Below are 24,380 nucleotides of genomic sequence, written 5' to 3'. Positions count from 1 at the left end.
GCGAAGGTGGCCTTCACGAGAAGGATCAGAGCTTGGAAGCTTCGGCCGCGAAGGCCTCGATCTTCCCGAAGTCCTTGGCCGCCAAAGCGTCCTTCGGCGTCAGCCACGAACCGCCGATGCAGCCCACATTGGACAGTGCGAGGTAGTCCGGCGCGGTCTTCACGGTGATCCCGCCGGTCGGGCAGAAGCGCAGCCCCGGCAGCGGTCCGCCGATCGACTTCAGGTACGCGACGCCGCCGCTGGCCTCGGCGGGGAAGAACTTGAGGGCGGTCAGTCCGCGTTCGGCCAGCCGCATCGCCTCGGACACCGTGCTCGCACCCGGCAGGAACGGCAGGCCGGTGTCGAACGCGGCGTCCAGCACCGAGTCGGTGCAGCCCGGCGTGACCAGGAACTTCGCGCCGGCGTCGGCGGCCTGCTTGGCGTGCTCGGGCGCGGTGACGGTCCCGGCGCCGATCACGATCTCCGGGACCTCCGCGGCGATCCGTTCGATGGAGGCGAGCGCCGCCGGGGTGCGCAGGGTCAGCTCGATCACGCCGATCCCGCCCGCGAGCAGCGCCCGCGCGGTGGGCACCGCGTCGGCGGCGTCGTCGAGCACGACGACGGGCATCACGGGGGACAGGCCGAGCAGGTCGGCGCCGGTGGTCACTGGGTTACCTCCACAGGGTTCAACGTGTGCGCCGGAGCGCCGAAGTGTTCCGGCGTGAGCGGTCCGAACACGCTCGCGCCCTGATCGGCGGGACCGACCGCGCGGCGCAGCGCCGCGAACAGCTCCCGGCCGGTGCCGGTCCAGGATGCCTCCGAAGGCGGGGAGTCCACCAGTTCACGGCGGGCGAGTTCTTCGTCACCCACGAGGACGTCCAGCGTCCCGGCCCTGGCGTCGAGGCGGACGACGTCGCCGTCGGCGATCCGTGCGATCGGGCCGCCCGCGGCGGCTTCCGGGGTCACCTGGATCGCCGCCGGGATCTTGCCGGACGCACCGGACATCCGGCCGTCGGTGAGCAACGCCACCTGGTGCCCGCGGTCCATCAGCACCCCGAGCGCGGGGGTGAGCCCGTGCAGTTCCGGCATCCCGTTGGCCCGCGGGCCCTGCTGCCGGATGACCACGACGACGTCGCGGTCCAGTTCGCCCGCCTCGAAAGCGTCCTTGAAGGACTGCTGGTCGGTGAACACCCGTGCCGGGGCCTGGACGATCCGGTGTTCCGGGGCCACCGCGGACACCTTGATCACCGCGCGGCCGAGGTTGCCCGCGACCATCCGCAGCCCGCCGTCGGCGGCGAAGGGACGCCACGCCGGGCGGAGGACGTCCTCGTCGAGGCTGCGCGTCGGGACGTCCCGCCAGACCAGTTCGCCTTCGGAGAGGATCGGCTCCTGCTGGTAGCGGTGCAGCCCCGGTCCGGCGACGGTCTGGACGTCCTCGTGCAGCAGGCCCGCGTCGAGCAGGGTGCCGACCAGGAACTGGATGCCCCCGGCGGCGTGGAAGTGGTTGATGTCCGCGCTGCCGTTCGGGTACACGCGGGCCAGCAGCGGGATCACAGACGACAGGTCCGAGAAGTCGTCCCAGGTCAGCTGGATGCCCGCGGCCGCGGCGATCGCGACGAGGTGCATCGTGTGGTTGGTCGAACCGCCCGTGGCGAGCAGCGCGATGACGCCGTTGACGACGGCCTTCTCGTCGATCACCCGCGAGACCGGGGTGTATTCCTCGCCGCGCGAGAGCTTCACGACGCGGCGCCCGGCCTCTTCGGTGAGGACACGCCGCAGCGGCGAGTTCGGCTGCACGAAGCTGGCGCCCGGCAGGTGCAGGCCCATCACCTCGACGACCATCTGGTTCGAGTTGGCCGTGCCGTAGAACGTGCACGTTCCCGCCGAGTGGTACGAAGCAGCTTCGGCGTCGAGCAAGTCTTCGCGGGTCGCCTTGCCCTCGGCGTAAAGCTGGCGCACACGCGCCTTCTCCTTGTTCGGCAGGCCCGAGTTCATCGGCCCCGCGGGCACGAGGATCGCCGGGAGATGCCCGAACGACAGCGACCCGATCAGCAGGCCGGGCACGATCTTGTCGCAGACGCCGAGCAGCAGCGCCGCGTCGAACATGTCGTGGGAGAGCGCGATCGCGGTCGACATCGCGATCACCTCGCGGCTGAACAGCGACAGCTCCATCCCAGGGCGGCCCTGCGTGACCCCGTCGCACATCGCGGGCACGCCGCCGGCGAACTGGGCCACGCCACCCGCCTGGCGGACCGACCCCTTCAGCATCGCGGGGTACTCCTGCATCGGCTGGTGCGCCGAAAGCATGTCGTTGTAGGACGAGACGATCGCGACGCCCGGCGCCCGCAAGGCGCGCAGTGCCGCTTTGTCGACACCTTCCATGGCGGCGAAGCCGTGGGCGAGGTTGCTGCAGTCGAGTCCGCGCCGCACCGGCCCTTCTTCGTGGGCGGCGGAGACGCGCTCGAGGTACGCGGCGCGGGTCTCGGCGCTGCGGGCGGCGACGCGTTCGGTGACTTCGGCGATGATGGGGTGGACGTTCGGGGCGGTGCTCATTGTCCGGCTCCGGATCACTGGTCGTGGTGGTCCGCGGGACGGCAACGCTGACGCCGCTGGGTCGTGACAGTGGCCACAGTAACCCAGGGGAAAGCCCGAATCAAAATCGATACAGAAGATCGACTCGCGTGACCTCCGTCACGCCCTTAGGTTCTACTGTGCTACTTGTCACATTGCACAACGCGCGGCAGAGTCGAGATGGCGAGGATCGCTTGCCTTCGAAGGCTCAAGCGGCCAACCGAACCGACCATCGGGAGGTACCGATGTCCACCACAGAGATCGCCGAGCTTCGGCGAGCCATCGGTCAGCTGAGGCAGTGCGTCGGCGCGCTGCGGTCCCGATACGGCGACGCGTCAGCGGTGCAGCGCCTGGCGAACGACGTGGAGCGGCTCGACATCGACGCGACGGATCTGGACACGACCCCGCACGCGGTACCCGCGCAGGCGAAGGCCGCCGAACGCGTCCCCGTGCCGGATACGCCGTACGACCCGGCGCTGTGGCACGGCGCCGATGACGAAGGCGTCGGCGGCTACAAGCGCGACCAGCGGTGAGCGCCCCCGCCGGCCAGGGAGCCGGACGGGGTACGGGGGTCCGCGCACCGTCGCGGGCCCGGATCGCCGAGAAAACGCTGCGCACCGACCGGTGGTGGCTGTCCCCGCTGCTGACCGTCCTCGGCCTCTCCACCTTCATCGTCTACGCGACCATCAGGGCCTTCGTGCGCACCGCGTACTGGGTGCCCGAGTACCACTACCTGACGCCGTTCTATTCGCCCTGCGTCTCGGAATCCTGCGTCGAAGGCTCCCGGCATTTCGGGGCCTGGTTCGGCGAGCTGCCGGGTTTCATCCCGCTCGGCTTCCTCGTCCTGCCGTTCCTGCTGGGCTTCCGGCTGACCTGCTACTACTACCGCAAGGCCTACTACCGGGCCGTCTGGTTCTCGCCGCCCGCGTGCGCGGTCGCCGAGCCGCACGCGAAGTACACCGGGGAGACCCGGCTGCCGCTGATCATCCAGAACGTCCACCGCTACTTCTTCTACGTGGCCGTGGTCGTTTCGCTGATCAACACCTACGACGCGATCACCGCGTTCCACGGCATCGACGGCGGGTTCGGTTTCGGGCTCGGCAACATCGTGCTGACCGGCAACGTGATCCTGTTGTGGGCGTACACGTTGTCGTGCCACTCGTGCCGTCACGTGACCGGCGGCAGGCTCAAGCACTTCTCCAAACATCCGGTCCGCTATTGGATCTGGACCCAGATCACGAAACTCAACACCCGCCACATGGCGCTGGCGTGGACGACGCTCGGCACGCTCGTGCTGACCGATCTCTACGTGATGCTCGTGTCCAGCGGCGCGATTTCGGATCTGCGGTTCATCAACTAGCGGCGCGGGAATCTCCCGTCCCCCCGGCGACAAGCTTTCGAGGTGGCTCTTTCTATGACCGAGGTCGAACGGCTCAACTATGACGTGGTGGTGATCGGTGCCGGCGGTGCCGGTCTCCGCGCGGTCATCGAGGCCCGTGAACGCGGCTTCAGCGTCGCGGTGGTGTGCAAATCGCTGTTCGGCAAAGCGCATACGGTGATGGCCGAAGGCGGCTGCGCGGCGTCGATGGGCAACGCGAACTCGAACGACAACTGGCAGGTGCACTTCCGCGACACCATGCGCGGCGGGAAGTTCCTCAACAACTGGCGGATGGCCGAACTCCACGCCAGGGAGGCGCCGGACCGGGTCTGGGAACTGGAGACCTACGGCGCGCTGTTCGACCGCACCGCCGACGGCCGGATCAGCCAGCGCAACTTCGGCGGGCACACGTATCCGCGGCTGGCGCACGTCGGCGACCGCACCGGGCTCGAACTGATCCGCACGATGCAGCAGAAAATCGTTTCGCTGCAACAAGAAGACTTCAAGGAGACCGGCGACTACGAGGCGCGGATCAAGGTCTTCGCCGAATGCACGATCACCGAACTGCTGACCGAGGACGGCCGGATCTCGGGCGCCTTCGGGTACTGGCGCGAGAGCGGCCGGTTCATCCTGTTCGAGACACCGGCGGTGGTGCTGGCCACCGGCGGCATCGGGAAGTCGTTCAAGGTCACCTCGAACTCGTGGGAGTACACCGGTGACGGGCACGCGCTTGCGCTGCGGGCCGGGGCGACGCTCATCAACATGGAGTTCGTCCAGTTCCACCCGACGGGCATGGTCTGGCCGCCGAGTGTGAAGGGCATCCTGGTCACCGAAGGCGTCCGCGGCGACGGCGGGGTCCTCAAGAACACCGAGGACAAGCGGTTCATGTTCGAGTACGTCCCCGACGTGTTCAAGGGGCAGTACGCGGACAGCGAGGAAGAAGCCGACCGCTGGTACACCGATCAGGAGAAGAACCGGCGCACCCCGGACCTGCTGCCGCGCGACGAAGTGGCGCGCGCGATCAACTCCGAGGTCAAGGCGGGCCGGGGATCGCCGCACGGCGGGGTCTTCCTCGACATCGCCAGCAGGCTGCCCGCGGAGGAGATCCGCAAACGGCTGCCGTCGATGTACCACCAGTTCAAGGAACTCGCCGACGTCGACATCACGAAGGAACCGATGGAGGTCGGCCCGACCTGCCATTACGTGATGGGCGGGATCGAGGTCGACCCGGACACCGCGTCGTCGAGCGTGCCGGGGCTGTTCGCCGCCGGTGAGTGCTCGGGCGGGATGCACGGGTCGAACCGGCTCGGCGGCAACTCGCTTTCGGATCTGCTCGTCTTCGGCCGCCGGGCGGGTCTCGGCGCCGCGTCCTATGTCGCGGAACTGAAGGACCGCCCCAAGGTCAGTCAGTCCGATGTGGACGCTGCCGCGAAGATGGCGCTCGCGCCGTTCGACCCGCCGGGCGACGGCGTCGAGGAGAACCCGTACAGCCTGCACACCGAACTGCAGCAGTCGATGAACGACCTGGTCGGCATCATCCGCAAGTCGGAAGAGATCGAGCGGGCGCTGGAGAAGCTCGGGGAACTGCGCGAGCGGATCAAGCGGGTCACCGTCGAAGGGCACCGGCAGTTCAACCCCGGCTGGCATCTCGCCGTCGACCTGCGGAACATGCTGATGGTCAGCGAATGCGTCGCCAGGGCCGCGCTCACCAGGACCGAAAGCCGTGGCGGGCATACGCGCGACGACCATCCGGGCATGGATTCCCAGTGGCGCAACAAACTCCTGGTCTGCTCGGCCACACCGGGGGAGAACCCGGTGGTGCCGGACATCGGCATCGAGGTCAAGGCGCAGCTCCCGCTGCGGCAGGACCTGCTGGAGTTGTTCGAGCTGTCCGAGCTGGGGAAGTACTACACCGACGAAGAACTGACTTCGCACCCTGGGAGTCCGGCATGAGCTACAAGGCGAGTTTCCGGGTCTGGCGCGGCGACGCCGATTCCGGTGAGCTGCAGGACTACAGCGTCGAGGTCAACGAGGGCGAGGTCGTCCTCGACATCATCCACCGGTTGCAGGCCACCCAGGCCTCGGATCTGGCGGTGCGGTGGAACTGCAAGGCGGGTAAATGCGGTTCGTGCTCGGCGGAGATCAACGGCAAACCGCGGCTGCTGTGCATGACCCGGATGTCGACCTTCACCGAGGACGAGGTCATCACCGTGACGCCGATGCGGACGTTCCCGGTGATCCGCGACCTGGTGACCGACGTGTCGTTCAACTACACGAAGGCACGGGAGATCCCGTCGTTCACCCCGCCGCCGGAGCTGAAGCCGGGGGAGTACCGGATGCAGCAGGTCGACGTCGAGCGCTCGCAGGAGTTCCGCAAGTGCATCGAATGCTTCCTGTGCCAGAACACCTGTCACGTGGTGCGCGACCACGAGGAGAACAAGGAGGCCTTCGCCGGGCCCCGGTACCTGATGCGGATCGCCGAACTCGAAATGCACCCCCTCGACGTCGCCGACCGGCGTGACGAGGCGCAGGAGGAGCACGGGCTCGGCTACTGCAACATCACCAAGTGCTGTTCGGACGTGTGCCCGGAGGGCATCCACATCACCGACAACGCGCTGATCCCGATGAAGGAACGCGTCGCGGACCGGAAGTACGACCCCATCGTGTGGCTGGGGAACAAGCTGTTCCGGCGGGACAAGTAGCCGAAACCTCGTGAGGACGGTTCCACTGAGGGGCAAGGCGAAGCTGTCATGCTCGCTCATCGGTGTGCCGGCTTCGGGTGATGCGAAAGCCACTTTCACAACCTTCAACGTTGCGAAAGTGGCTTTCGCAACGTCGTCGGCTCACCAGCACCTCGACCCGATGCGCTCCGGCAGGACCCAACGTCGCGAAGGCCACTTTCGGGACATCAGACGTCCCGAAAGTGGCCTTCGCGATATCCGAAGCCGGCAGGCACGCGAGCGGTCGAGCACGGCACGTTTGCCTTACCCCTCAAGAGATGTCAGCCGTTGGGGTCGTAGGTGACGTCCCGTTCGGTCGAGAGCGACGCCTTCGACGGCGGTGCCGCGTTGAACGTCACCGACACCTTGACGTGCTTCGAAACGAGTGGCGCCGGATTCGGCAGATCCACGTACGTGACGGGAAAAGGCGTCTGTGTGTCGTTGATGGCGGGCTGGAACTTGCCGGACCGGATCACGGCGCCGTCCGAGGACACGGTCCAGTCCGCGTCGTAGTCGCCCCCGGTGACGGGCTGGCAGGTGTACAGCCCGCCCCATTCGATCGCGCTGCCGAGATCTCGCCCCGCGATGTTCAGCTGGCCCCAGCAGGCCGGGAAGCCGGCTTGCGCGACAGCGGGAATCGACGTCATGGCCAGGGTCGCCACACCGGCGAGCAGCCAGGTCTTCTTGTTCATGGCAAACCCCTCCCTCAGCTCCAGCAGACGACGCCTGAGTCCTGGGTCAGCGTGCCGCCGCCCGACGGGTCTCCGGCCACGCCGCTGTAGTACACGGTCGCCGAAGCGCAGTACTGGTCGAAACCGGTGGGCGGAGCGCTGGCCTGGGCGAGCATCTGGCGCGCGTTCGGCGGTCCCTTGACCAGGTGGTTGCCCGTGGTCGGGCCGACGAATTCGGTCCGGCTGCCGTTGCTCGCGATGCCGTAGAAGAGCAATTCGGTCTGGATCTGCAGGACGAGTGGCTCGTTCGCGTTGCAGCCGGAAGAAACGTTGAGCTGTTCCCAGGAACCGGACTGATCGGACGTCGTGAAACCCTGTAACCGGGCCGTGCAATTGCCCTTGCCGAATGGCGTGTCCGTGTCCGCGTAAGCCGGTGACGCCAGGAACAAAGCCGCCGATAATCCCGCGGTGGCGACGATTCCCGCCGCCTTGTGAATGGCTTTCATGAATACTTCCCTCCCCAGGGGAATCTCGACTCTCAGCCAGCGCCCCCTGCGCTTCGACAATCGATCACCAAAAACGTAGCAGTATGGTGAACAGGTTGCAACAGGCGTCTGACCAGCATGTTCGTTCGGGTGGAAAAGAAATTGACCACGATCGGGTGGTCACGGAAGATGGTCGCAGACACCCGCCGAGGAGGCCGAATGACGAACATGATGTGGCGACGCGAGTTCGCCGACGCATGTCCGGCTCGCCTCGGCATGGTGAAAAAGAACGGCTCCCCGTCGTCGTCCTAGTGCGACGTCGCAGAGGTGGAGCCGCCCTTCGGGAAACCGAACGGGCGGCTTTTTCGTGATGAACCCTTGTAGCTCAACGGAAAGAGTACGGCGCTACGAACGCCGGGGTCCAGGTTCGATTCCTGGCAGGGGTACTTCTGGAACGAAACGCCTCCGGTGCGCAGTGTGCGCCGGAGGCGTGTTCCAGGCCAAACCCCCGGCACGGCGGGGAAACCTGTTCCGTCGTACCGGTGCGGCGGTGTGGGGTCCGTGCGTTCCACACCGCCAGAACGCGCACGGTCCGGCGACCGGCCGGGATTCATAGCCCCGGCCAGCCTGGCTCGACACCAGGGTGCGCGACTCAGGACGCCTTGCGGGCGCTGTGCACGTCGCCGCTTTCGTGGCGGTGCCGCACGATGTCCTGGAAACCGTTGTCACGCAAGCTTTCCTCCAGCGAGATCCCGGTGGGCGCGACGATCACGAGCAGTCCGCCGGGTGCGAGGCTCGCCGCGACGCGGCCGAGCGGGCCGGGCGAGTCCAGAAACGCTGTCACGATGTCGAAGGTCCCCATCACCGGCAGCCGGGCGAGCTGGTGGACCTCGTAGGAGATCCCGGCCGGGTCGCGTTCCTCTTCGCGTTGCGCCACCGCGATCAGCGCCTGATCCGCGTCGACCCCGACCACCCGGCGGGCACCGTTGCCGCGGAACAGACGGGGAAAGCGGCCATCGCCGCACCCGACGACCAGGACCGCCCTGCCCGCCAGGTCCGGCAGCGCTTCGAGCAACGCCCCGGCCTGGTCCGCCATACGGACGACGCTAGCCGACCGGACCGCCGTCCCGACAGGACCAACAGGCCTATCCCGAAGTACATGAAGGCCCCCTTCCTGTGCCCAGGAGCAAGGAAGGGGGCCTTCGTGTACTTCTCCGGAGCTACAGCGCCCCGCCGCTCGCGTCGTCGCGGGTGAGGACGACATTCGCTGTCGCCGCCATGACCGGCGCGGCGCCCTTGGGCGCCTTCTTCCGCCGGGCCAGCTTGTTCTCCAGCCAGCGGGCGAACTGGGTCAGGAGCAGGTTCAGCACGATGAAGATGATCGCGACGACGATCAGCGTCGGGATCGTGTTGCTGTAGAGACCGGTGAGCGGACCGGAAGCCCGGATCAGCTCGTCGAAACCGATGGTCAGCTGACCGGCCAGCGCGGTGTCCTTCAGGATGACGACCAGCTGGCTGACCAGCGCGGGCAGCATCAGCGTGACCGCCTGCGGAAGCAGGACGTTGATCATCGTCTGGGTCTTGCGCAGGCCCAGCGCGGACGACGCCTCCGCCTGCCCCTTGGGCAGCGCCAGGATGCCCGCCCGGAACACCTCGGCCAGGACTGAACCGTTGTAGAGCACCAGACCGGTCACCGCGGCGAAAAGCGGGCGGATCTCGGAGTCGATGCCGGTGTAGTACGCGTAGAAGGCCGCGGCGAAGACCATCAGCAGCAGCACCGGGATGGCCCGGAAGAACTCGACGATCCAGCTGACCGGCAGCCGGATCCACTTGTGCTCGGACAGCCGTCCGATGCCCAGCAGCGCACCGATCGGCAGCGCGATCACGATCGAAAGCCCGGCCGCCTTCAAGGTGTTGAGCAGCCCCGGAAGGAGGAATTGTGTCCACGTCGCACCGTCGACGAAGGGCTTCCAGAGCGCGCCCGCCCACTGGCCCTTCTCGTCGAAGCCGGTGTAGACGAGGTAGACCACCAGCGCCAGGACGAGTACGAAAAGAACGCTGTAGAGCCAGTTCCGTGCCCGTGCCTTGGGACCGGGGATGTCGTACAGGACGGTCTGCGTGCTGCTCATCGCTTGACCTCGACCTTCTTGGCGACCCAGCCCAGCAGCAGGCCGAGGGGGAGGACCAGGATGACGAACCCGAGGGCGAAGATGAGGAAGACCAGGAGCAGCGAGTCGGACTCGTTCTCCACCATCGTCGACATCAGCAGCGAGGCTTCGGCGACACCGATGATCGAAGCGACCGTGGTGTTCTTCAGCAGCGCGATCATGACGTTGGTCAGCGGCGCGATCACCGACCGGAACGCCTGCGGCAGCACGATCAGCGTCAGCACCTGGAAGAAGCCGAGGCCCAGCGCGCGGGCCGCTTCGGCCTGGCCGACCGGGACGGTGTTGATGCCCGACCGCAGCGATTCACAGACGAACGTCGCCGTGTAGGCGATGAAGCCGAGGATCGCGAGCCGGAAGGCGTTGTCCTCCAACGACGTCGTCGAATCCTGCGAGGCCAGGTTGATCCCCAGCGTGGAGGACAATCCCAGCGACGTGAAGACGATGATCACCGTCAGCGGGGTGTTCCGGAAGATGTTGACGTAGGCGGTGCCGAACGCCCGCATGATCGGAACCGGGCTCACCCGCATCCCCACCAGGATCGTCCCCCAGATCAGGGAACCGATGGCGGAGAAGAAGGTCAGCTTGATCGTCATCCAGAAGGCGCCGAGCAAGTCGTAATTGGGATTGTCGAGGAAATCGAACAAGGTGCTCAACCCAGCCTCGGTATGGGAACGGTGCGCCGCGGTACACGGCGCACCGTTCGATTCCTTCAGTTCAGCGGCTCAGGGGAGCCGGGTCACGAGATGGCCGGGGGCTCCGGGATCTTGTAGCCCGACGGGCCGACGTTCTTCTCCAGAGCGGCCTTCCACGCGCCGTCCTGCTGCATCTTCTTGATCGCGTTGTTGATCGCGGTGATGCTCTCGGTGTCGTCCTTCTTCAGGCCGACGCCGTACTTCTCGTCGGTGAAGCCCTTGCCGACCAGCTTCAGCTTGCCGGGCTGCTGCGCGGCGTAGCCGGCGAGGATCACGTCATCGGTGGTCATCGCGTCGACGGTCTTGTTGAGCAGCGAGGTGACGCAGTCGGTGTACTTGCCGCGCTCTTCGAGCTGAACTTCCTTGGCGTACTTTTCCTTGACGTTCTGCGCCGGGGTGGAACCCTTGACCGAGCAGAGCTTCTTGTTGCCGGTCAGCGACTCCGGGCCGGTGATGTCGGTGGAGTCGGCGCGGACCAGCAGGTCCTGGTGGGCGATGAAGTACGGGCCCGCGAAGGACACGTCGTTCTTGCGCTTGTCGGTGATCGAGTAGGTGGCGACGATGTAGTCGACCTCACCCTTCTTGATCAGGTCCTCACGCTGCGCGGACTGCGCTTCCTTCCACGTGATCCCCGACTCTTCGACGCCGAGCTCCTTGGCGATGTACTTCGCCACGTCGACGTCGAACCCGGCATAGCTGCCGTCCTGCTGCTTCTGGCCGAGGCCCGGCTGGTCGAACTTGATGCCGATGGTCAGCTTCTTGTCGTTCTTGGCCTTCGCCACCACGTTCTTGGCGCCGCTGGAGCCGCTGCCGGCGTCGGACCCGCCGCCGCCACAGGCGGACAGGGCGAGACCGGCCGCCACGACGGCCGCGCTCATTCGCAGAACTCGGTTCAACCGCATGCTTCTCAGTTTCCTTCCGGATCTTGTCCAGCCATACCGGCCGGCGGGGAAGTCCTCAGTGGGTCAGGATCTTGCCGAGGAAGTCCTTGGCACGGTCCGTCTTCGGCTTGGTGAAGAAGTCGTCCGGGGTGGAGTCCTCGACGATCTCGCCGTCGGACATGAACACCACCCGGTTCGCCGCGCGCCGCGCGAAGCCCATCTCATGCGTGACGACGAGCATCGTCATCCCGTCCTTCGCGAGCGTGGTCATCACGTCGAGGACCTCCTGGACCATTTCCGGGTCCAGTGCCGAGGTCGGCTCGTCGAACAGCATCACCTTGGGGCGCATGGCCAGCGCGCGGGCGATCGCCACGCGCTGCTGCTGCCCGCCGGAAAGCTGCGCGGGGTACTTGTCGGCCTGGTTGGCGATGCCGACGCGTTCGAGCAGGTCCATCGCGGTCTTGCGGGCTTCGGCCGAGTTGACCTTGCGGACCTTCATCGGCGCGAGCATGACGTTCTCGAGGATCGTCTTGTGCGCGAACAGGTTGAACGACTGGAACACCATGCCGACGTCGGCGCGCAGCGCGGCCAGCGCCTTCCCTTCGGCGGGCAGCGGAACGCCGTCCACCGCGATCTCGCCGGAGTTGATGGGTTCCAGCCGGTTGATCGCCCGGCACAGCGTCGACTTGCCAGACCCGGACGGCCCGAGCACCACCACGACCTGCCCACGCGGCACCTCGAAGTTGATCTCCTTGAGCACGTGCAGGTCGCCGAAGTACTTGTTCACGGCGGCCGCCTTGATCATCGGCGCCGCCACCTCCGCGGTCATCTGGCCTCCAGGAGCGTTCGTTTGCAGGGGACTGCGGGGTCAGGCACCACGCGATGGCGGAAACCTACTCCCGTCGGACCGCTTGTAAAGACGGCTTGACCAATACTTAGGGTTTCAAGTCCGTATCGTTCTCAAGCCACCGGACGGCCCGATCCGCCACCGTCCGGCGCTGATCAGCCTAGACAAGGCAGGGGTATCCCGTAACCGGGGTCACAACAGATCTGTGACGCATCGTGACCATTACCGCGTGCGACGGGTCGCTCACAAGGCCGGGACAGGCAGCGCGAGGGGTGACTCACCCCATAGAGTCGTTCTTCAAGTCGTCGCGGTGCGGGGACGGCGTGAAAGGGAAAACACGGGTGCGGGTACTGCTGGTGGAGGACGACGACCGGGTGGCGGGCGCCCTGACGCCCGCGCTGGCGCGGCGCGGCCTGACGATCAAACGCCTGGCCTCCGGCGCCGGGGTGCTCGATCTGGTGCACGAGGTCGACGTCGTGCTGCTCGACCTGGGGCTCCCCGATATCGACGGGATCGTCCTGTGCCGCCGGATCCGCGAGGTCAGCGACGTCGCGGTGATCGTCGTTTCGGCGCGGGGCGAGGTCGACGACCGGATCCAGGGCCTGCGGTCCGGTGCCGACGACTATCTGGTGAAGCCCTACGACGTCGACGAGCTCGTCGCCAGGGTCGAGGCCGTACGTCGTCGCCGCGGTGAACGCCCGGCCGCGCCAGAACCGCCCGGCGTCATCCAGGCGGGTGATGTCTCGGTCGATATCGGGCGCCACGAGGTGCAGGTCGACGGGCAGCCGGTTTCGTTGTCCCGCAAAGAGTTCCAGGTACTCGCGCTGGTGGTCACCGCCCGCGGGGCGGTCTGCGCCCGTGACCACGTGCTGAACGAGGTCTGGGGGCATCGGGGACCGGCGGAGAGCCGCTCGCTCGACGTCCACGTCGCCACCCTGCGGACCAAACTGGGCAGGCCCGCGCTGATCGAGACCGTCCGCGGCGTCGGGTACCGCCTCGGCGGCGCCTACGGCCCGGCCGAAGAGGGCTGAGCCGGTGCGCGTCCGGCTCCAGGCGATCGTGCTGACGCTGGTCGCGGCGCTCGTGTTCGGCCTCGGCATCCCGCTCGCGCTCAGCGTGGCGGCCAGTGTGCAGCTCGACCTCTTCCTCGACCGGCTCACCGACACTTCCCGGTTCGCGTCGCTGGCCCAGCGCCCGCTGGTGGAGAACCGGCCGGACCTGATCGTGGACGAGCTCCGCCGCTACACCGAGGTCTACGGGGTGCCGGTCGCGATCGCCGACCAGGACGGCGAGGCCGTGGCCCGAGGGCCCGAGGCGGCCGCGATCGACCTCAAGGACCCCGTCATCGCCGCACATCTGCAAGAGGCGCTGGCGGGACGGCGTTCCGAGCCGGGACCGCTGCTGATGCCGTGGACCACCGAGCCGCTGGTGCTGGCCGAGCCGATCCTCATCGACGGCGAGGTGCGGGGCGCGGTGATCACCGTGTCCTCGACCGGCAAGGCCCGCACCGAACTGCTGTGGTGGTGGCTGCTCATCGCGGCGGGCGCGGTGCTGGCCTTCGGGTTCGCGCTGCTGATCGCGGTGCCGGTGGTGCGCTGGATCCTGCGCCCCGTCCGGCGGCTCGACGACGCCACCGGCGCACTGGTCGCCGCCGTGGTCAGCGGGCGCGAGGTGAAACGGGTCGAGGAATCCGGCGGGCCGCCGGAACTGCGCCAGCTCGAACGGTCCTTCGACCGGATGGCCGCCAGCGTCGACGAGGCACTGTCGGCGCAGCGCGCGTTCGTCGCCGACGCCTCCCACCAGCTGCGGAACCCGTTGACCGCGTTGAAGATCCGGCTCGGCAACCTCGACGGCCACGTCGACGACGACCTGGCCGCCGCGGACCTCGAAGCCGCCGTCGTCGACGCGCGACGGCTCAACCAGATCCTCGACGAACTCCTCTCGCTGGCCCGCGCCGAGGCCTCCGGCGGCGAGCTGGTCCCGGTCGGCCTCGACGAGGTGGTGGGCGCCAGGGTCGCCGACTGGACCGTGGTCGGCGCGGCGCGCGACATCCCGCTGGCCGCGTCCGGGCTGGGCGGCGGACTGCGGGTGCGCACCCCCGCGCGCGGGCTCGAAGTCGTGCTCGACGCGCTGCTGGACAACGCGCTCAAGTTCACCGAGCCGGGGACGGAGGTCACCGTCACCGTCGGCGTCGTGGGGGAGAAGGTCGAGATCGCCGTCCGCGACCACGGGCCCGGCCTCCGCGACGACGAACTCGAGCGCGCCGCGGACCGGTTCTGGCGCAGCACCGCACACCAGAACGTGCCCGGATCCGGCCTCGGCCTGGCGATCGTCACCGAGATCATGATCCGCTCGGACGGCTCGCTGCGGCTGAGCTCACCCGAGGGCGGCGGGCTCGAAGTGACCGTGACCCTGCCGGTCGCCGGCGGTGCTAGTCCTTGAGCGACCGGAAGTACCGCAGCGCACCGGGATGCAGCGGCAGAGGAGAGGTCTCGATGGCGGGATGGACGTCGATCGACAGCGCCGCCCCGGCCGCCTCGACCAGCTGACCCCGCGCGTCGAACAGCCCGCGCACCAGCGCCTCGGCGACGTCGTCGCGCATCGACGTGGGCACCACCAGGAAGTTCGGCAGGACGAGCGTGGTCACCGGCTGCGACAGGTTGTAGGCGGTCACCGGGATGGTCGCCGTGCGGTACACCGGGCTGCTCTCCCGCAGGGCGTCCGCCAGGTCGGTGATGTCGAGCAGCCGCAGCCCGACCGTCCGGATCCGTTCCGTGATCGACGGCGTCGGCAGGCCACCCGACCAGATGACCGCGTCGATCTGCCGGTTCTCCAGCGCGGGCAGCGCCTCGGTGAGCCCGAGGTTGCGCCGGTCGATCGCGCCGGTCAGCCCGGACGCCTTCAGCAGCTGCTTCGACAGGAACTCGACGCCCGAATCCGGCGAGCCGATCGCGACCTTGCGCCCGCGAAGCTGGGTGAACGACTGGATCGAAGAGTCGGCGCGGACGATGACGTGCAGGTAGTCGTCGTGCACACGGGCCAGCGCGGCCAGCCCGGCGGTGTTCTCGGTGGCGACGTCGGCGGCCACGAACGCGACGTCGGCCTTGCCCGCGCGCACCCGGTTGACGTTGTCCAGTGAACCCTGCGTCTCCTGGATCTCGGGCCGCCGGGTGCCCAGCTGCGAGGCCCACGCGGTGGCCAGCGCCTCGGCCAGTTTGTCGTAGACGCCGCCGTTGAGCCCCGCCGCGATCCGCACGTTCGTGTCGGACAGATCCGGTCCGCACCCGGTGACCAGGGCGCAGACCACGGCGATCACCGCCGCCAGTACGCCTGGTCTCCTCATGAGGGTCGATCGTGCCATGGAACGCCGCCCGCGTACCCTCGGAGTCGAGATGAGCGCGCGTACTTACCAGATCCGCACCTTCGGCTGCCAGATGAACGTGCATGACTCCGAACGTCTTGCCGGGCAGCTCGAGGACGCCGGCTACGTTCCGGGTGACGGCGAGGCCACACCCGACCTGATCGTGTTCAACACCTGCGCGGTGCGGGAGAACGCGGACAACAAGCTGTACGGCACCCTGGGGCACATCCGGCCGCAGAAGACCGCGAAACCGGGCATGCAGATCGCCGTCGGCGGCTGCCTCGCGCAGAAGGACCGCGGCGAGATCGTCAAGCGCGCGCCCTGGGTCGACGTCGTGTTCGGCACGCACAACATCGGCGCGCTGCCGACGCTGCTGGAACGCGCGCGGCACAACGCCGAGGCCGAGGTCGAGATCCTCGAATCGCTCGAGACCTTCCCCTCGACGCTCCCGGCGAAGCGCGACTCGGCGTACGCGGGCTGGGTGTCGATTTCGGTCGGCTGCAACAACACCTGCACCTTCTGCATCGTCCCGGCGCTGCGCGGCAAGGAACGCGACCGCCGCCCCGGCGAGATCCTGGCCGAGGTCGAGGCGCTCGTGGCCGAAGGCGTGCTCGAAGTGACCCTGCTCGGCCAGAACGTGAACTCCTACGGCGTCGAATTCGGCGACCGGCTCGCCTTCGGCAAGCTCCTGCGCGCCTGCGGTTCGGTGGAGGGCCTGGAGCGCGTCCGCTTCACTTCGCCGCATCCGGCGGCGTTCACCGAAGACGTCATCGACGCGATGGCCGAGACGCCGAACGTGTGCCACCAGCTGCACATGCCGCTGCAGTCCGGCTCGGACCGGGTGCTGCGCGAGATGAAGCGGTCCTACCGGTCGGCGCGCTACCTCAAGATCCTCGACCGCGTGCGCGAGTCGATGCCCGACGCCGCGATCACCACCGACATCATCGTCGGCTTCCCCGGCGAGACCGAGGAAGACTTCCAGGCGACGCTCGACGTCGTCGCGCAGGCGCGGTTCTCCAGCGCGTTCACCTTCCAGTACTCGATCCGGCCCGGCACGCCCGCCGCCGAGATGGACGGGCAGCTGCCGAAGGAGGTCGTGCAGGAGCGCTACGAACGGCTCGTCCAGCTGCAGAACGACATCTCCTGGGACGAGAACAAGAAGATCGTCGGACGCCGGGTCGAGCTGCTGGTCGCCTCCGGTGAGGGTCGCAAGGACACCGAGACCCAGCGGATGAGCGGCCGCGCCCGTGACGGCAGGCTCGTCCACTTCACGCCGACGGGAGCCCTGGTCGACCGCTCGGTGCGGCCGGGTGACGTCGTCGAGACCGTGGTGACCTACGGCGCCCCGCACCACCTGGTCGCCGATGGTGACCTGCTGTCGCACCGGCGCACGAAGGCGGGCGACAACTCCGAGGCCGGACTCCGGCCGAAGACCAGCGGCGTGACCTTGGGGCTGCCGAGCTTCGGCGCCCCCGCCGTCACACCGGAACCGGTGAGCGGGTGTGCACTGTGACCGAACCGAAGATCGACGAACTCGCCGCCGAGATCGACGAGGTCGGCGAGCGCGCGGCCAAGACGATCGAACTCGGCAGGCGCGGGTTCTCCATCGCCGTGCTGGTGTTCGTGCTGCTGATCGCGCAGCTGCTGCCGTGGGTCGGCGAGCACGCGGGCTGGGAGGTGCTGCTCGGCCGGGGCGGCGGGATCCCGCAGCTGTTCGCGGCGACCTCCACCGGGATCGGGGTGTTCGCCGGCGCCGTCACGCTGGTGACCCGGCGCTGGTGGCTGGCCTGGGTCTGCGCCGCGGGCGGCTGGTTCGCCTCCGTCGACGGCATGCTCGCGATCTGGTCCCAGCAGTCCTCGCACGCCACCGGCGCGGCCGGTGGCGGTCCGGGCTTCGGGATGCTCCTCGCCTGGTTCGCCACCGTCGCGCTGGCCATCTACTGGATGCGGTCCGCGTTCTCGCGCAGCTAAACGACCACGACGCCGAAGACGCTCGACGTCGCGCTGGCGTAGAGCGTGGTTTCCGGGTGGTACACCCTCAGCGTGAGTGAGGCTTTGACGCTGAAGCTCAGGCTCAGCACGAAGCTGCCGTTGGGCTTGCAGGAGCCGTTGCTCAGGTCGACCCAGACGCCCGCGACGAGCTTCTGGACGACGATGAGCTCCAGGGCGTCGGCCGCGTCCCTCCCGTCGTCGGCGACGACGTCGAGACGGCCCTTGAGCTTGGTCTCCTCGCCGACCTTGACCTTGCTCTTGTCGGCCTTCGCCTCGAGTTTGACCTTTTTCTTCTTGTGGACGCTCGTCTGCTCCGACGAGGTCGGCGACGCGGGTGCCGCGACGGCCGCCGCCGGGACGAGCCCGGCCAGGACGATCCCTGTCACCAGGACGGCGAACGTCTTGGTGATCCGTGAAATCGGCGTGTGGTTCATGACCGCAGTGGAGCACGGCTGAGCGCCGAGAGCGCCCCGATACGCACGAACGTGCGAGCCTTCGCTCCACAATGGAGTGACACGCGTGAAGGGCGAAGGTGGTGTGATGCGTGCGCTGCCGGATGTCGCGAAAGCCACTTTCGAGACGTCTGATGTCCCGAAAGTGGCTTTCGCGCCGCCGCCTGCGTTGCCGTACTGGCGTGAAGTCCCGAGCGCCACGTTCGAGACCCACCCAGATGGAGATTCGTGACCGGCACGGCCTTGATCAAGGGAGGGTCGGGGACGTTGAGTGTCCCGATTCCGGTCGGTTCGTGTGACGGGACGGACGACACGCGCACGGCCGGGCGCTTGCTGCCCAAGTACATGAAGGCCCCCTTCCTTGCGCAAGGAAGGGGGCCTTCATGCGGTTCGGGTCAGGAGTTACCGGTCCGCGATGGCCGCTTCCGCCGCTTCGAGCCACTCACGCCACTGCGCGGCCTGCTCGTCCGCCTTCTTCGCGCGGCGTTCGTCGCCTGCCGCACGGGCCTTCTCCGCCTGCGACTCGAACTGCTCGACCCGCTCGCGGAACTGCGCCGCCCTGGCCTGCGCCTCCGGGTCCGTCCGGCGCCACTTGCTGTCCTCGGCCGACTTGATCCCGTCCTGCACGGTCTTCAGGCGACCGTCCAGCTCGCGGATGCGCTCGCGCGGGACCTTGCCGATCTCGTCCCACTGCTCCTGGATCTTGCGCAGGTGCTGCTTCGCCGCGTCGAGGTTCGCCGCGGGGTCGATCTTCTCGGCCTCGACGAGCAGTTCCTCCTTTTGCTGCGCGTTGGCCGCGAACTCGGCGTCCCGCTCGGAGAACACCGAAGACCGGCGCGCGAAGAACTTGTCCTGCGCGGCGCGGAAGCGCTGCCAGAGGGCCTCGTCGCTGTCCTTGGGCGCGCGACCGGCGGCCTTCCACTCGGTCATCAGGTCCTTGTAGCGGCCCGCCGTGTCGCCCCAGTCCGACGACTCCGAGATCGCCTCGGCCTCGGCGATCAGCTCTTCCTTGCGGTTCTTGGCACCCGCGCGCTGCTTGTCGAGCTCGGCGAAGTGCGAGCCGCGGCGCCGGTTGAACGCCTCGCGGGCCTTGGAGAACCGCTTCCACAGCTCGTCGTCGGTCTTGCGGTCGACACCCTTGACGGTCTTCCACTCGTCCAGGATGGCGCGCAGCCGGTCTCCGGCGGCCTTCCACTGCGTCGACTCGGCGGCCAGCTTCTCGGCTTCGTCGGCGAGCGCCTGCTTGCGGACGACGGCGGCCGCGCGGGCCTCTTCGCGCTCCTGCTTGGCCGAGGCCAGCGCCTTCTCGGCGTGGGCGATGACCTGCTCGATGCGGCCGCTCAGCGCGGCGATGTCGCCGACGACGGCGGCTTCGGCGAGGCCGTCACGCAGCTGCGTGGCCGTCGCCAGCGCGTGCTTCGGGTCGCCCGCGCCGGACTCCAGCCGCGTCTCCAGCAGCTCGACCTCGGTGCGCAGGTCGTCGAAGCGGCGCGCGTAGTGGAGCAGACCCTCGTCCGGGCTCCCGGCCTGCCACACACCGACCGCACGCTCGCCGTCGGCCGTGGTGACGTAGACAGTTCCTTCTTCGTCGACCCTGCCCCAAGCGGACGGGCTCGGCTCGGCGGGCGGCACGGGGGGTGCGGCGTGCCCGCCACCGAGCGCGTGCGGCACGGGGTGCGGTGCCGGGGTACCGGTGGACGTGTTCTCCTGGGCCATCGCAGGCTCCTTATCGCCTGTACGCCCGCTGGTGCGGGCGCCCCGCCTAGCGGCGGGGCCGGGTAATGCGTTGCCGTCTTGCTTCGGGGGTATCAACCCCTTGCGGCATTCAAGCAGCTCAGCGTCCACCGTGGAACCAGATGAATCACCAGAGGGCAGTGATCCTACTTCCGGTGGACCCTCCGTGTCGGTCGGTTGCGGGTGGTGAAGGGCGGGGAAGGTAACGTCGGCGGCCGTGATCCGCCGTGTCGCCGTGCTCCCGCAACCCCCGCTGCTCATCCCCGAACTGGCCGCCGGAGCGGCGGACGAGTGCGCCGAGCTGCGCGAAGCCTGTCTTGCCGCCGCGAGGCGCCTGACCAGTGCTTCGCCGGACTGGGTCGTCGTCGGCGCGGCCCCTGGCGCCCCCGCCGTGCCGGAACACGCGAGCGGTTCCTTCCGGGGGTACGGCGTCGACCTCGGCGTCTCACTCAGCCGGGTGACAGCGCCCGAAACCGAGCTGCCGCTGCCCGCACTCGTGGCCGGATGGCTGCGCGAACGGGCAGACGCGTCCTCCGTCCGCGTCCACCTCGTCGACCCCGCGACCCCTCCCGGCCAGTGCGAACTGTTCGGCCGTCGGCTGGGGGAGCCCGCCGCGGTCCTCGTCCTCGGCGACGGTTCGAGCAGGCATGGGCCCCGTTCCCCCGGCGGCGAGGACGACCGGGCGGGGTTCTTCGACAACCGTGTCCGCGACGCGCTGGCCGAAGCCGACGCGCACTCTCTCGGCGGGCTCGATCCGGATTTCGCCGTGGAACTCGGGGCGGGCGGCCGCGCGCCCTGGCAGGTTCTCGCCGGGTTGGCGGCGGGCGGCGACTGGACCGCCGACGTCCTCTACTCGGCCGCGCCGTTCGGTGTCGGCTACCACGTCGCCGTCTGGGAGCAGGCGTGATCAGGCCGGTCGCGGTCGTCGGTCCCACGGCGACCGGGAAGACCGCGCTCGCCGTCGAACTCGCCCTCACCCTCGGGGGTGAGGTGGTCAACGCCGACGCGCTGCAGCTGTACCGCGGGATGGACATCGGGACGGCCAAGGCGACCGCCGAGGAGCGGCGAGGCGTGCCGCATCACCTGCTGGACGTCCTCGACGTCACCGAGACGGCGTCCGTCGCCGCGTACCAGCGCGACGCCCGCGAACGCGTCGAAGAGCTCCTCGGCGCCGGTCGTGTGCCGATCCTCACCGGCGGGTCGGGCCTCTACGTCCAAGCCGTGCTCGACGACCTCAAGTTCCCCGGCACCGATCCCGCCGTGCGCACCAGGTTGACCGCCGAAGCCGACGAGATCGGCGTCGCCGCGATGCACGCCAGGCTCACCGAACTGGACCCGATCGCCGCCACGGCCATCCTGCCGACCAATACGCGCCGGATCGTGCGGGCACTGGAAGTCATCGAGATCACCGGTGAACCGTTCTCGGCGAACCTGCCGAAACCGGGACCCGCGCGGTACGGCACGGTCCTGATCGGCATCGACCGCGAACCGGCCGAACTCGACGCCCGCGTCGACCGCCGCGTCGAGATCATGTTCGAGGCCGGACTGGTCGGCGAAGTCGAGACGCTGCTGGGGCTAGGACTCCGTGACGGGCTCACCGCGTCGAGGGCGCTGGGCTACCAGCAGGTGATCGCCGCGCTCGACGGCGACGGCGACTTCCAGGCCGCCGCCGAGGCGACCGCGCAGGCCACCCGGAGGTTCGTGCGCAGGCAACGTTCCTGGTTCCGGCGGGACAAGCGCGTCGAGTGGTTCGACGGTGGTTCGGACCGGCTGGCCGAGCGCGTCCTCGAGGTGGCGGCCCAGTAATCTGGACGCCATGGGCGGCATCGAATTCCTTAAGGGACACGGCACACAGAACGATTTCGTGCTGCTTCCCGACCCTGAAGGCCGCCTCGAGCTGACCGAGGCGCGGGTGGCGGCGCTGTGCGACCGCCAGCGTGGTCTCGGCGCCGACGGTGTGCTTCGCGTCGTGCGGTCGGCCTCGCTGGGCGTGGAGTCCGGTGGCGAATGGTTCATGGACTACCGCAACGCCGACGGATCCATCGCGGAGATGTGCGGCAACGGCGTCCGGGTCTTCGTCCGCTACCTGGTCGACACCGGTCTCGTGGCCGAGCGCGACTTCGTCATCGGCACCCGCGCCGGCGACCGGCCGGTCGAGATGCACGCGGACGGCTCGGTGACCGTGCAGATGGGACCCGCGACGATCACCGGCACCTCGGTCACCGTCGTCGCCGGGAAGCCGTTCTCCGGCGTCGCGGTGAACGTCGGCAACCCGCACCTGGTGTCGGTCGTCGAGGACGACGTCGACGAGCTCGACCTGCGCGATCAGCCCGATTTCGACTCCGACGTGTTCCCGGAGGGCGTGAACCTCGAGTTCATCAATCTCCTGGGCGACAACGCGCTGAAGATGCGCGTCCACGAACGCGGCGTCGGCGAGACACGGTCCTGCGGCACCGGCACGGTCGCCGCGGTCGCCGCCGCCCTGCACCTCGCGGGCACCGACACCGGCGAAGCGACCGTCGACATCCCCGGCGGCCGTGTGGTGGTCGAGGTGCGCCGCGGCGGATCCACGCTGACGGGACCGGCGGAGATCGTCGCCCGCGGCGAACTCGACGAAACCTGGTGGGCCGGGCTCGGCGCTTAGCCGACCGCGAGAGGCGTCTTGGGAAGGTCGCGAAGCTTCCGGATCGGGGAGAAGACGACCCACAGCAACGCGGCCGTTTCGCCGACCGCGACGAACCACAGCGTTCCCCGGATACCGATCGACCCGCCCAGCACGCCGCCGATCAGCCCGCCCAGCGGCAGCATTCCCCAGACCACGAAGCGCACGCTGGCGTTCATCCGGCCGAGCAGCCGGTCCGGGCAGACGGCCTGCCGGTACGAGACCTGCGCGACGTTGTAGACGATGATCCCGAACCCCGCGATCGCCAGCGCCGCGGGGAACAGCACGATCCGCCAGCCCGGCGCGGCGAGCGGGAGCAGCAGCTGGAACGGCCAGGTCAGCAGCGGGACGAGCCAGATCGACCGCGCCTGCCCGATCCGCCGGGTGATGGTCCTGGCGAAGAACGCCCCGACGATCCCGCCGATGCCGCCGGTCGCCAGGACGAGGCCGATGATCCCCGGTGACAGGCCCAGCTCCCGGTTCAGGAACAGGATCTCCACCGCGGTGAAGGCGCCGTTGAACAAGTTGGAGGTCGCGGTGCAGGCGACGATCGAGCGGAGCGCGGGGTCGGTGAACACGAACCGCAGTCCTTCGGCGATCTGGGGGAGCAGCCGCGTTTCCTCATGCCGCTCGGGCACCTCTTCGACGGTGCGGATCCGCAGCAGGCACAACGCGGAGGTCAGGAAGCCGAGCCCGGTCATCAGCACGGCGTTGGCCGCCCCCGCGAGCTGTACCAGCCCGCCGCCGATGCCCGGTCCGCTCAGGAACGCGACCGATTGGCTGGCCTGGAGTTTCGCGTTGCCTTCGAGAAGATGCTCCCGGCCGACCAGCGACGGCAGGTACGACTGGTAGGCGACGTCGAAGAACACCGTCGCGACCCCGACGAGCGTGGCGACCACGATCAGCTGCGTCAACGACAGCACCCCCGCCCACCAGGCGAGGGGGATGGTGAACAGCAGCACCGCGCGGACGAAGTCGGCCCGCAGCATCAGCACGCGCCGTCGCATCCGGTCCACCCACACCCCGGCTGGCAGCCCGATGATCAGGAACGCGATGGTCTCGGCCGCGGTCAGTAGTCCCATCTGGAACGGTGTCGCGGCCAGCACGGTGGCCGCGAGCAGGGGAATCACGGTGTTGCCTGCGAAGGCGCCCACCTGGCTGGCCGTGTCACCCGCCCAGAGCCGACGGAAGTCCGCGTGGAAGAAGAGAGAGTCTCTGCGCACGACGCACACCTTGGCGCGAGTGATTGGAAACTGTCAATCACTTTTGGCTTCTAGGCTGTCGCGGTGCCCACTCCACGACGCGCCGCCACCGAGGCCGAGATCACCGCCATGGCCTCCGGAATAAGGCTGCGCATCATCCGGTTGACCCACTCCGAGGCGCTGACCAACAAGGAACTCGCCGAACGGCTCGATCGCGACCCGGCGACGACACTGCACCATGTGCGCAAACTCGTCGACACGGGGTTCCTCGAAGCGCTCCCGCCGCGACGCGGCACGCGCGGTGCGAAAGAAATTCCGTATCGCTCGACCGGGTTGTCCTGGCATCTTGATTCCCGCGACAGGGGGATCGATCAGGCGATCTTCGAGGCCTATCTGGCCGAAATCGCCGATGTGGGATTCGACGAGGTGCAGCAGACGCGCATGGTCGTCCAGGTACCGGACGAGCAGATCGCCGAGTTCGAAACCCGGTTGATGGAGCTGCTCGACGACTTCATGAACCGGCCGGTCGACCCGGCCGCGAAACGCACGGCCCTCTACCTGTCGAAGTATCCCAGCAGGTAATGA

25 protein-coding genes and 1 tRNA gene are annotated in these 24,380 nt (G+C 68.4%); 13 read left to right on the top strand and 13 right to left on the bottom strand.

From position 1 onward, the window contains the following. Window positions 1-25: 25 nt before the first annotated feature. Window positions 26-646 (bottom strand): bifunctional 4-hydroxy-2-oxoglutarate aldolase/2-dehydro-3-deoxy-phosphogluconate aldolase, encoded by a 621-nt coding sequence (eda, locus tag AMYAL_RS0143745; protein WP_005164729.1) that lies wholly within the window; start codon window positions 644-646, stop codon window positions 26-28. Next, window positions 643-2,532: a phosphogluconate dehydratase gene (gene edd, locus AMYAL_RS0143740; RefSeq protein WP_020637641.1), complete on the bottom strand. Its 1,890-nt coding sequence runs from the start codon at window positions 2,530-2,532 to the stop codon at window positions 643-645. Before edd ends, eda begins: the two co-directional genes overlap by 4 nt. Before the next feature lie 263 nt (window positions 2,533-2,795). Between edd and AMYAL_RS0143735 the strand changes: the two genes are divergently transcribed. The 4 genes from AMYAL_RS0143735 to AMYAL_RS0143720 are packed head-to-tail and all read left to right on the top strand — an operon-like array spanning window position 2,796 to window position 6,630. Then, complete coding sequence (locus AMYAL_RS0143735) at window positions 2,796-3,083, top strand: hypothetical protein (RefSeq protein ID WP_020637640.1); 288 nt, start codon at window positions 2,796-2,798, stop codon at window positions 3,081-3,083. Then, complete coding sequence (locus tag AMYAL_RS0143730; RefSeq protein WP_020637639.1) at window positions 3,080-3,910, top strand: hypothetical protein; 831 nt, start codon at window positions 3,080-3,082, stop codon at window positions 3,908-3,910. Before AMYAL_RS0143735 ends, AMYAL_RS0143730 begins: the two co-directional genes overlap by 4 nt. A 54-nt stretch (window positions 3,911-3,964) precedes the next feature. After that, the gene (locus tag AMYAL_RS0143725) at window positions 3,965-5,881 is read left to right on the top strand and encodes a fumarate reductase/succinate dehydrogenase flavoprotein subunit (protein ID WP_020637638.1); all 1,917 of its coding nucleotides are present in this window, start codon (window positions 3,965-3,967) and stop codon (window positions 5,879-5,881) included. After that, entirely contained in the window at window positions 5,878-6,630 is a 753-nt protein-coding gene (locus tag AMYAL_RS0143720; RefSeq protein WP_005164720.1) for a succinate dehydrogenase/fumarate reductase iron-sulfur subunit, read from the top strand. The genes AMYAL_RS0143725 and AMYAL_RS0143720 overlap by 4 nt, the downstream gene beginning before the upstream one ends. A 299-nt stretch (window positions 6,631-6,929) precedes the next feature. Here AMYAL_RS0143720 and AMYAL_RS0143715 read toward each other — a convergent pair whose 3' ends face one another. Next, on the bottom strand, window positions 6,930-7,340 hold the full coding sequence (locus AMYAL_RS0143715) for a hypothetical protein (protein WP_020637637.1): 411 nt from the start codon (window positions 7,338-7,340) through the stop codon (window positions 6,930-6,932). 14 nt (window positions 7,341-7,354) lie between these two features. Next, window positions 7,355-7,825 (bottom strand): hypothetical protein, encoded by a 471-nt coding sequence (locus AMYAL_RS0143710; RefSeq protein WP_020637636.1) that lies wholly within the window; start codon window positions 7,823-7,825, stop codon window positions 7,355-7,357. A gap of 353 nt (window positions 7,826-8,178) precedes the next feature. On the opposite strand from AMYAL_RS0143710, the gene AMYAL_RS0143705 reads away from it, so the two are divergent. Then, a tRNA-Arg gene (locus AMYAL_RS0143705) sits at window positions 8,179-8,250 on the top strand. A gap of 206 nt (window positions 8,251-8,456) precedes the next feature. Here AMYAL_RS0143705 and AMYAL_RS0143700 read toward each other — a convergent pair. From AMYAL_RS0143700 to AMYAL_RS0143680, 5 genes are all read right to left on the bottom strand, one after another. Next, a complete protein-coding gene (locus tag AMYAL_RS0143700) occupies window positions 8,457-8,900 on the bottom strand; it encodes a class I SAM-dependent methyltransferase (protein WP_020637635.1) in 444 nt (147 codons plus the stop codon). Window positions 8,901-9,024: 124 nt separating this feature from the next. Further along, window positions 9,025-9,933, bottom strand: a complete 909-nt coding sequence (locus tag AMYAL_RS0143695) for an amino acid ABC transporter permease (RefSeq protein WP_020637634.1) — start codon at window positions 9,931-9,933, stop codon at window positions 9,025-9,027. Continuing rightward, window positions 9,930-10,625, bottom strand: coding sequence for an amino acid ABC transporter permease (locus tag AMYAL_RS0143690; RefSeq protein ID WP_020637633.1), 696 nt, complete (start codon window positions 10,623-10,625; stop codon window positions 9,930-9,932). The genes AMYAL_RS0143695 and AMYAL_RS0143690 overlap by 4 nt, the downstream gene beginning before the upstream one ends. Before the next feature lie 83 nt (window positions 10,626-10,708). Beyond that, window positions 10,709-11,566, bottom strand: a complete 858-nt coding sequence (locus AMYAL_RS0143685) for a glutamate ABC transporter substrate-binding protein (protein ID WP_026467949.1) — start codon at window positions 11,564-11,566, stop codon at window positions 10,709-10,711. Window positions 11,567-11,621: 55 nt separating this feature from the next. Continuing rightward, entirely contained in the window at window positions 11,622-12,350 is a 729-nt protein-coding gene (locus tag AMYAL_RS0143680; protein WP_209447355.1) for an amino acid ABC transporter ATP-binding protein, read from the bottom strand. Window positions 12,351-12,733: 383 nt separating this feature from the next. Here AMYAL_RS0143680 and AMYAL_RS0143675 point away from each other — a divergent pair, with 383 nt between their 5' ends. Together AMYAL_RS0143675 and AMYAL_RS0143670 are read left to right on the top strand one after the other, a co-directional pair. Then, window positions 12,734-13,423 (top strand): response regulator transcription factor, encoded by a 690-nt coding sequence (locus AMYAL_RS0143675; protein WP_020637630.1) that lies wholly within the window; start codon window positions 12,734-12,736, stop codon window positions 13,421-13,423. Between the two features lie 4 nt (window positions 13,424-13,427). Continuing rightward, entirely contained in the window at window positions 13,428-14,834 is a 1,407-nt protein-coding gene (locus tag AMYAL_RS0143670; RefSeq protein WP_020637629.1) for a sensor histidine kinase, read from the top strand. Here AMYAL_RS0143670 and AMYAL_RS0143665 read toward each other — a convergent pair. Beyond that, complete coding sequence (locus AMYAL_RS0143665) at window positions 14,824-15,735, bottom strand: TAXI family TRAP transporter solute-binding subunit (RefSeq protein ID WP_026467948.1); 912 nt, start codon at window positions 15,733-15,735, stop codon at window positions 14,824-14,826. The two genes, AMYAL_RS0143670 and AMYAL_RS0143665, sit on opposite strands and share 11 nt — an antisense overlap. A gap of 16 nt (window positions 15,736-15,751) precedes the next feature. On the opposite strand from AMYAL_RS0143665, the gene miaB reads away from it, so the two are divergent. Continuing rightward, window positions 15,752-17,266 (top strand): tRNA (N6-isopentenyl adenosine(37)-C2)-methylthiotransferase MiaB, encoded by a 1,515-nt coding sequence (gene miaB, locus AMYAL_RS0143660; RefSeq protein ID WP_020637627.1) that lies wholly within the window; start codon window positions 15,752-15,754, stop codon window positions 17,264-17,266. Continuing rightward, the gene (locus AMYAL_RS0143655; protein ID WP_020637626.1) at window positions 17,263-17,724 is read left to right on the top strand and encodes an Rv2732c family membrane protein; all 462 of its coding nucleotides are present in this window, start codon (window positions 17,263-17,265) and stop codon (window positions 17,722-17,724) included. The genes miaB and AMYAL_RS0143655 overlap by 4 nt, the downstream gene beginning before the upstream one ends. Here AMYAL_RS0143655 and AMYAL_RS0143650 read toward each other — a convergent pair. After that, window positions 17,721-18,179, bottom strand: coding sequence for a hypothetical protein (locus AMYAL_RS0143650; protein WP_020637625.1), 459 nt, complete (start codon window positions 18,177-18,179; stop codon window positions 17,721-17,723). The two genes, AMYAL_RS0143655 and AMYAL_RS0143650, sit on opposite strands and share 4 nt — an antisense overlap. Before the next feature lie 420 nt (window positions 18,180-18,599). Continuing rightward, on the bottom strand, window positions 18,600-19,913 hold the full coding sequence (locus AMYAL_RS0143645) for a DUF349 domain-containing protein (RefSeq protein WP_020637624.1): 1,314 nt from the start codon (window positions 19,911-19,913) through the stop codon (window positions 18,600-18,602). A 235-nt stretch (window positions 19,914-20,148) separates the two neighbouring features. On the opposite strand from AMYAL_RS0143645, the gene AMYAL_RS0143640 reads away from it, so the two are divergent. The 3 genes from AMYAL_RS0143640 to dapF are packed head-to-tail and all read left to right on the top strand — an operon-like array spanning window position 20,149 to window position 22,575. Next, window positions 20,149-20,838 (top strand): class III extradiol dioxygenase subunit B-like domain-containing protein, encoded by a 690-nt coding sequence (locus tag AMYAL_RS0143640; protein ID WP_020637623.1) that lies wholly within the window; start codon window positions 20,149-20,151, stop codon window positions 20,836-20,838. Further along, complete coding sequence (miaA, locus tag AMYAL_RS0143635; protein WP_020637622.1) at window positions 20,835-21,737, top strand: tRNA (adenosine(37)-N6)-dimethylallyltransferase MiaA; 903 nt, start codon at window positions 20,835-20,837, stop codon at window positions 21,735-21,737. Before AMYAL_RS0143640 ends, miaA begins: the two co-directional genes overlap by 4 nt. Before the next feature lie 10 nt (window positions 21,738-21,747). Then, the gene (gene dapF, locus AMYAL_RS0143630) at window positions 21,748-22,575 is read left to right on the top strand and encodes a diaminopimelate epimerase (RefSeq protein ID WP_020637621.1); all 828 of its coding nucleotides are present in this window, start codon (window positions 21,748-21,750) and stop codon (window positions 22,573-22,575) included. Here dapF and AMYAL_RS0143625 read toward each other — a convergent pair. Then, complete coding sequence (locus tag AMYAL_RS0143625; protein WP_026467945.1) at window positions 22,572-23,816, bottom strand: MFS transporter; 1,245 nt, start codon at window positions 23,814-23,816, stop codon at window positions 22,572-22,574. The two genes, dapF and AMYAL_RS0143625, sit on opposite strands and share 4 nt — an antisense overlap. Window positions 23,817-23,879: 63 nt before the next feature. Between AMYAL_RS0143625 and AMYAL_RS0143620 the strand changes: the two genes are divergently transcribed. Further along, complete coding sequence (locus tag AMYAL_RS0143620) at window positions 23,880-24,377, top strand: ArsR/SmtB family transcription factor (RefSeq protein WP_020637619.1); 498 nt, start codon at window positions 23,880-23,882, stop codon at window positions 24,375-24,377. Window positions 24,378-24,380: the final 3 nt, after the last annotated feature.

Origin of the sequence: Amycolatopsis alba DSM 44262 (assembly GCF_000384215.1) — a bacterium.
Classification (GTDB): Bacteria; Actinomycetota; Actinomycetes; order Mycobacteriales; family Pseudonocardiaceae; genus Amycolatopsis; species Amycolatopsis alba.
Note: the sequence above shows the minus strand (reverse complement) of the source record. Positions and strands in the feature narration are given on the sequence as shown.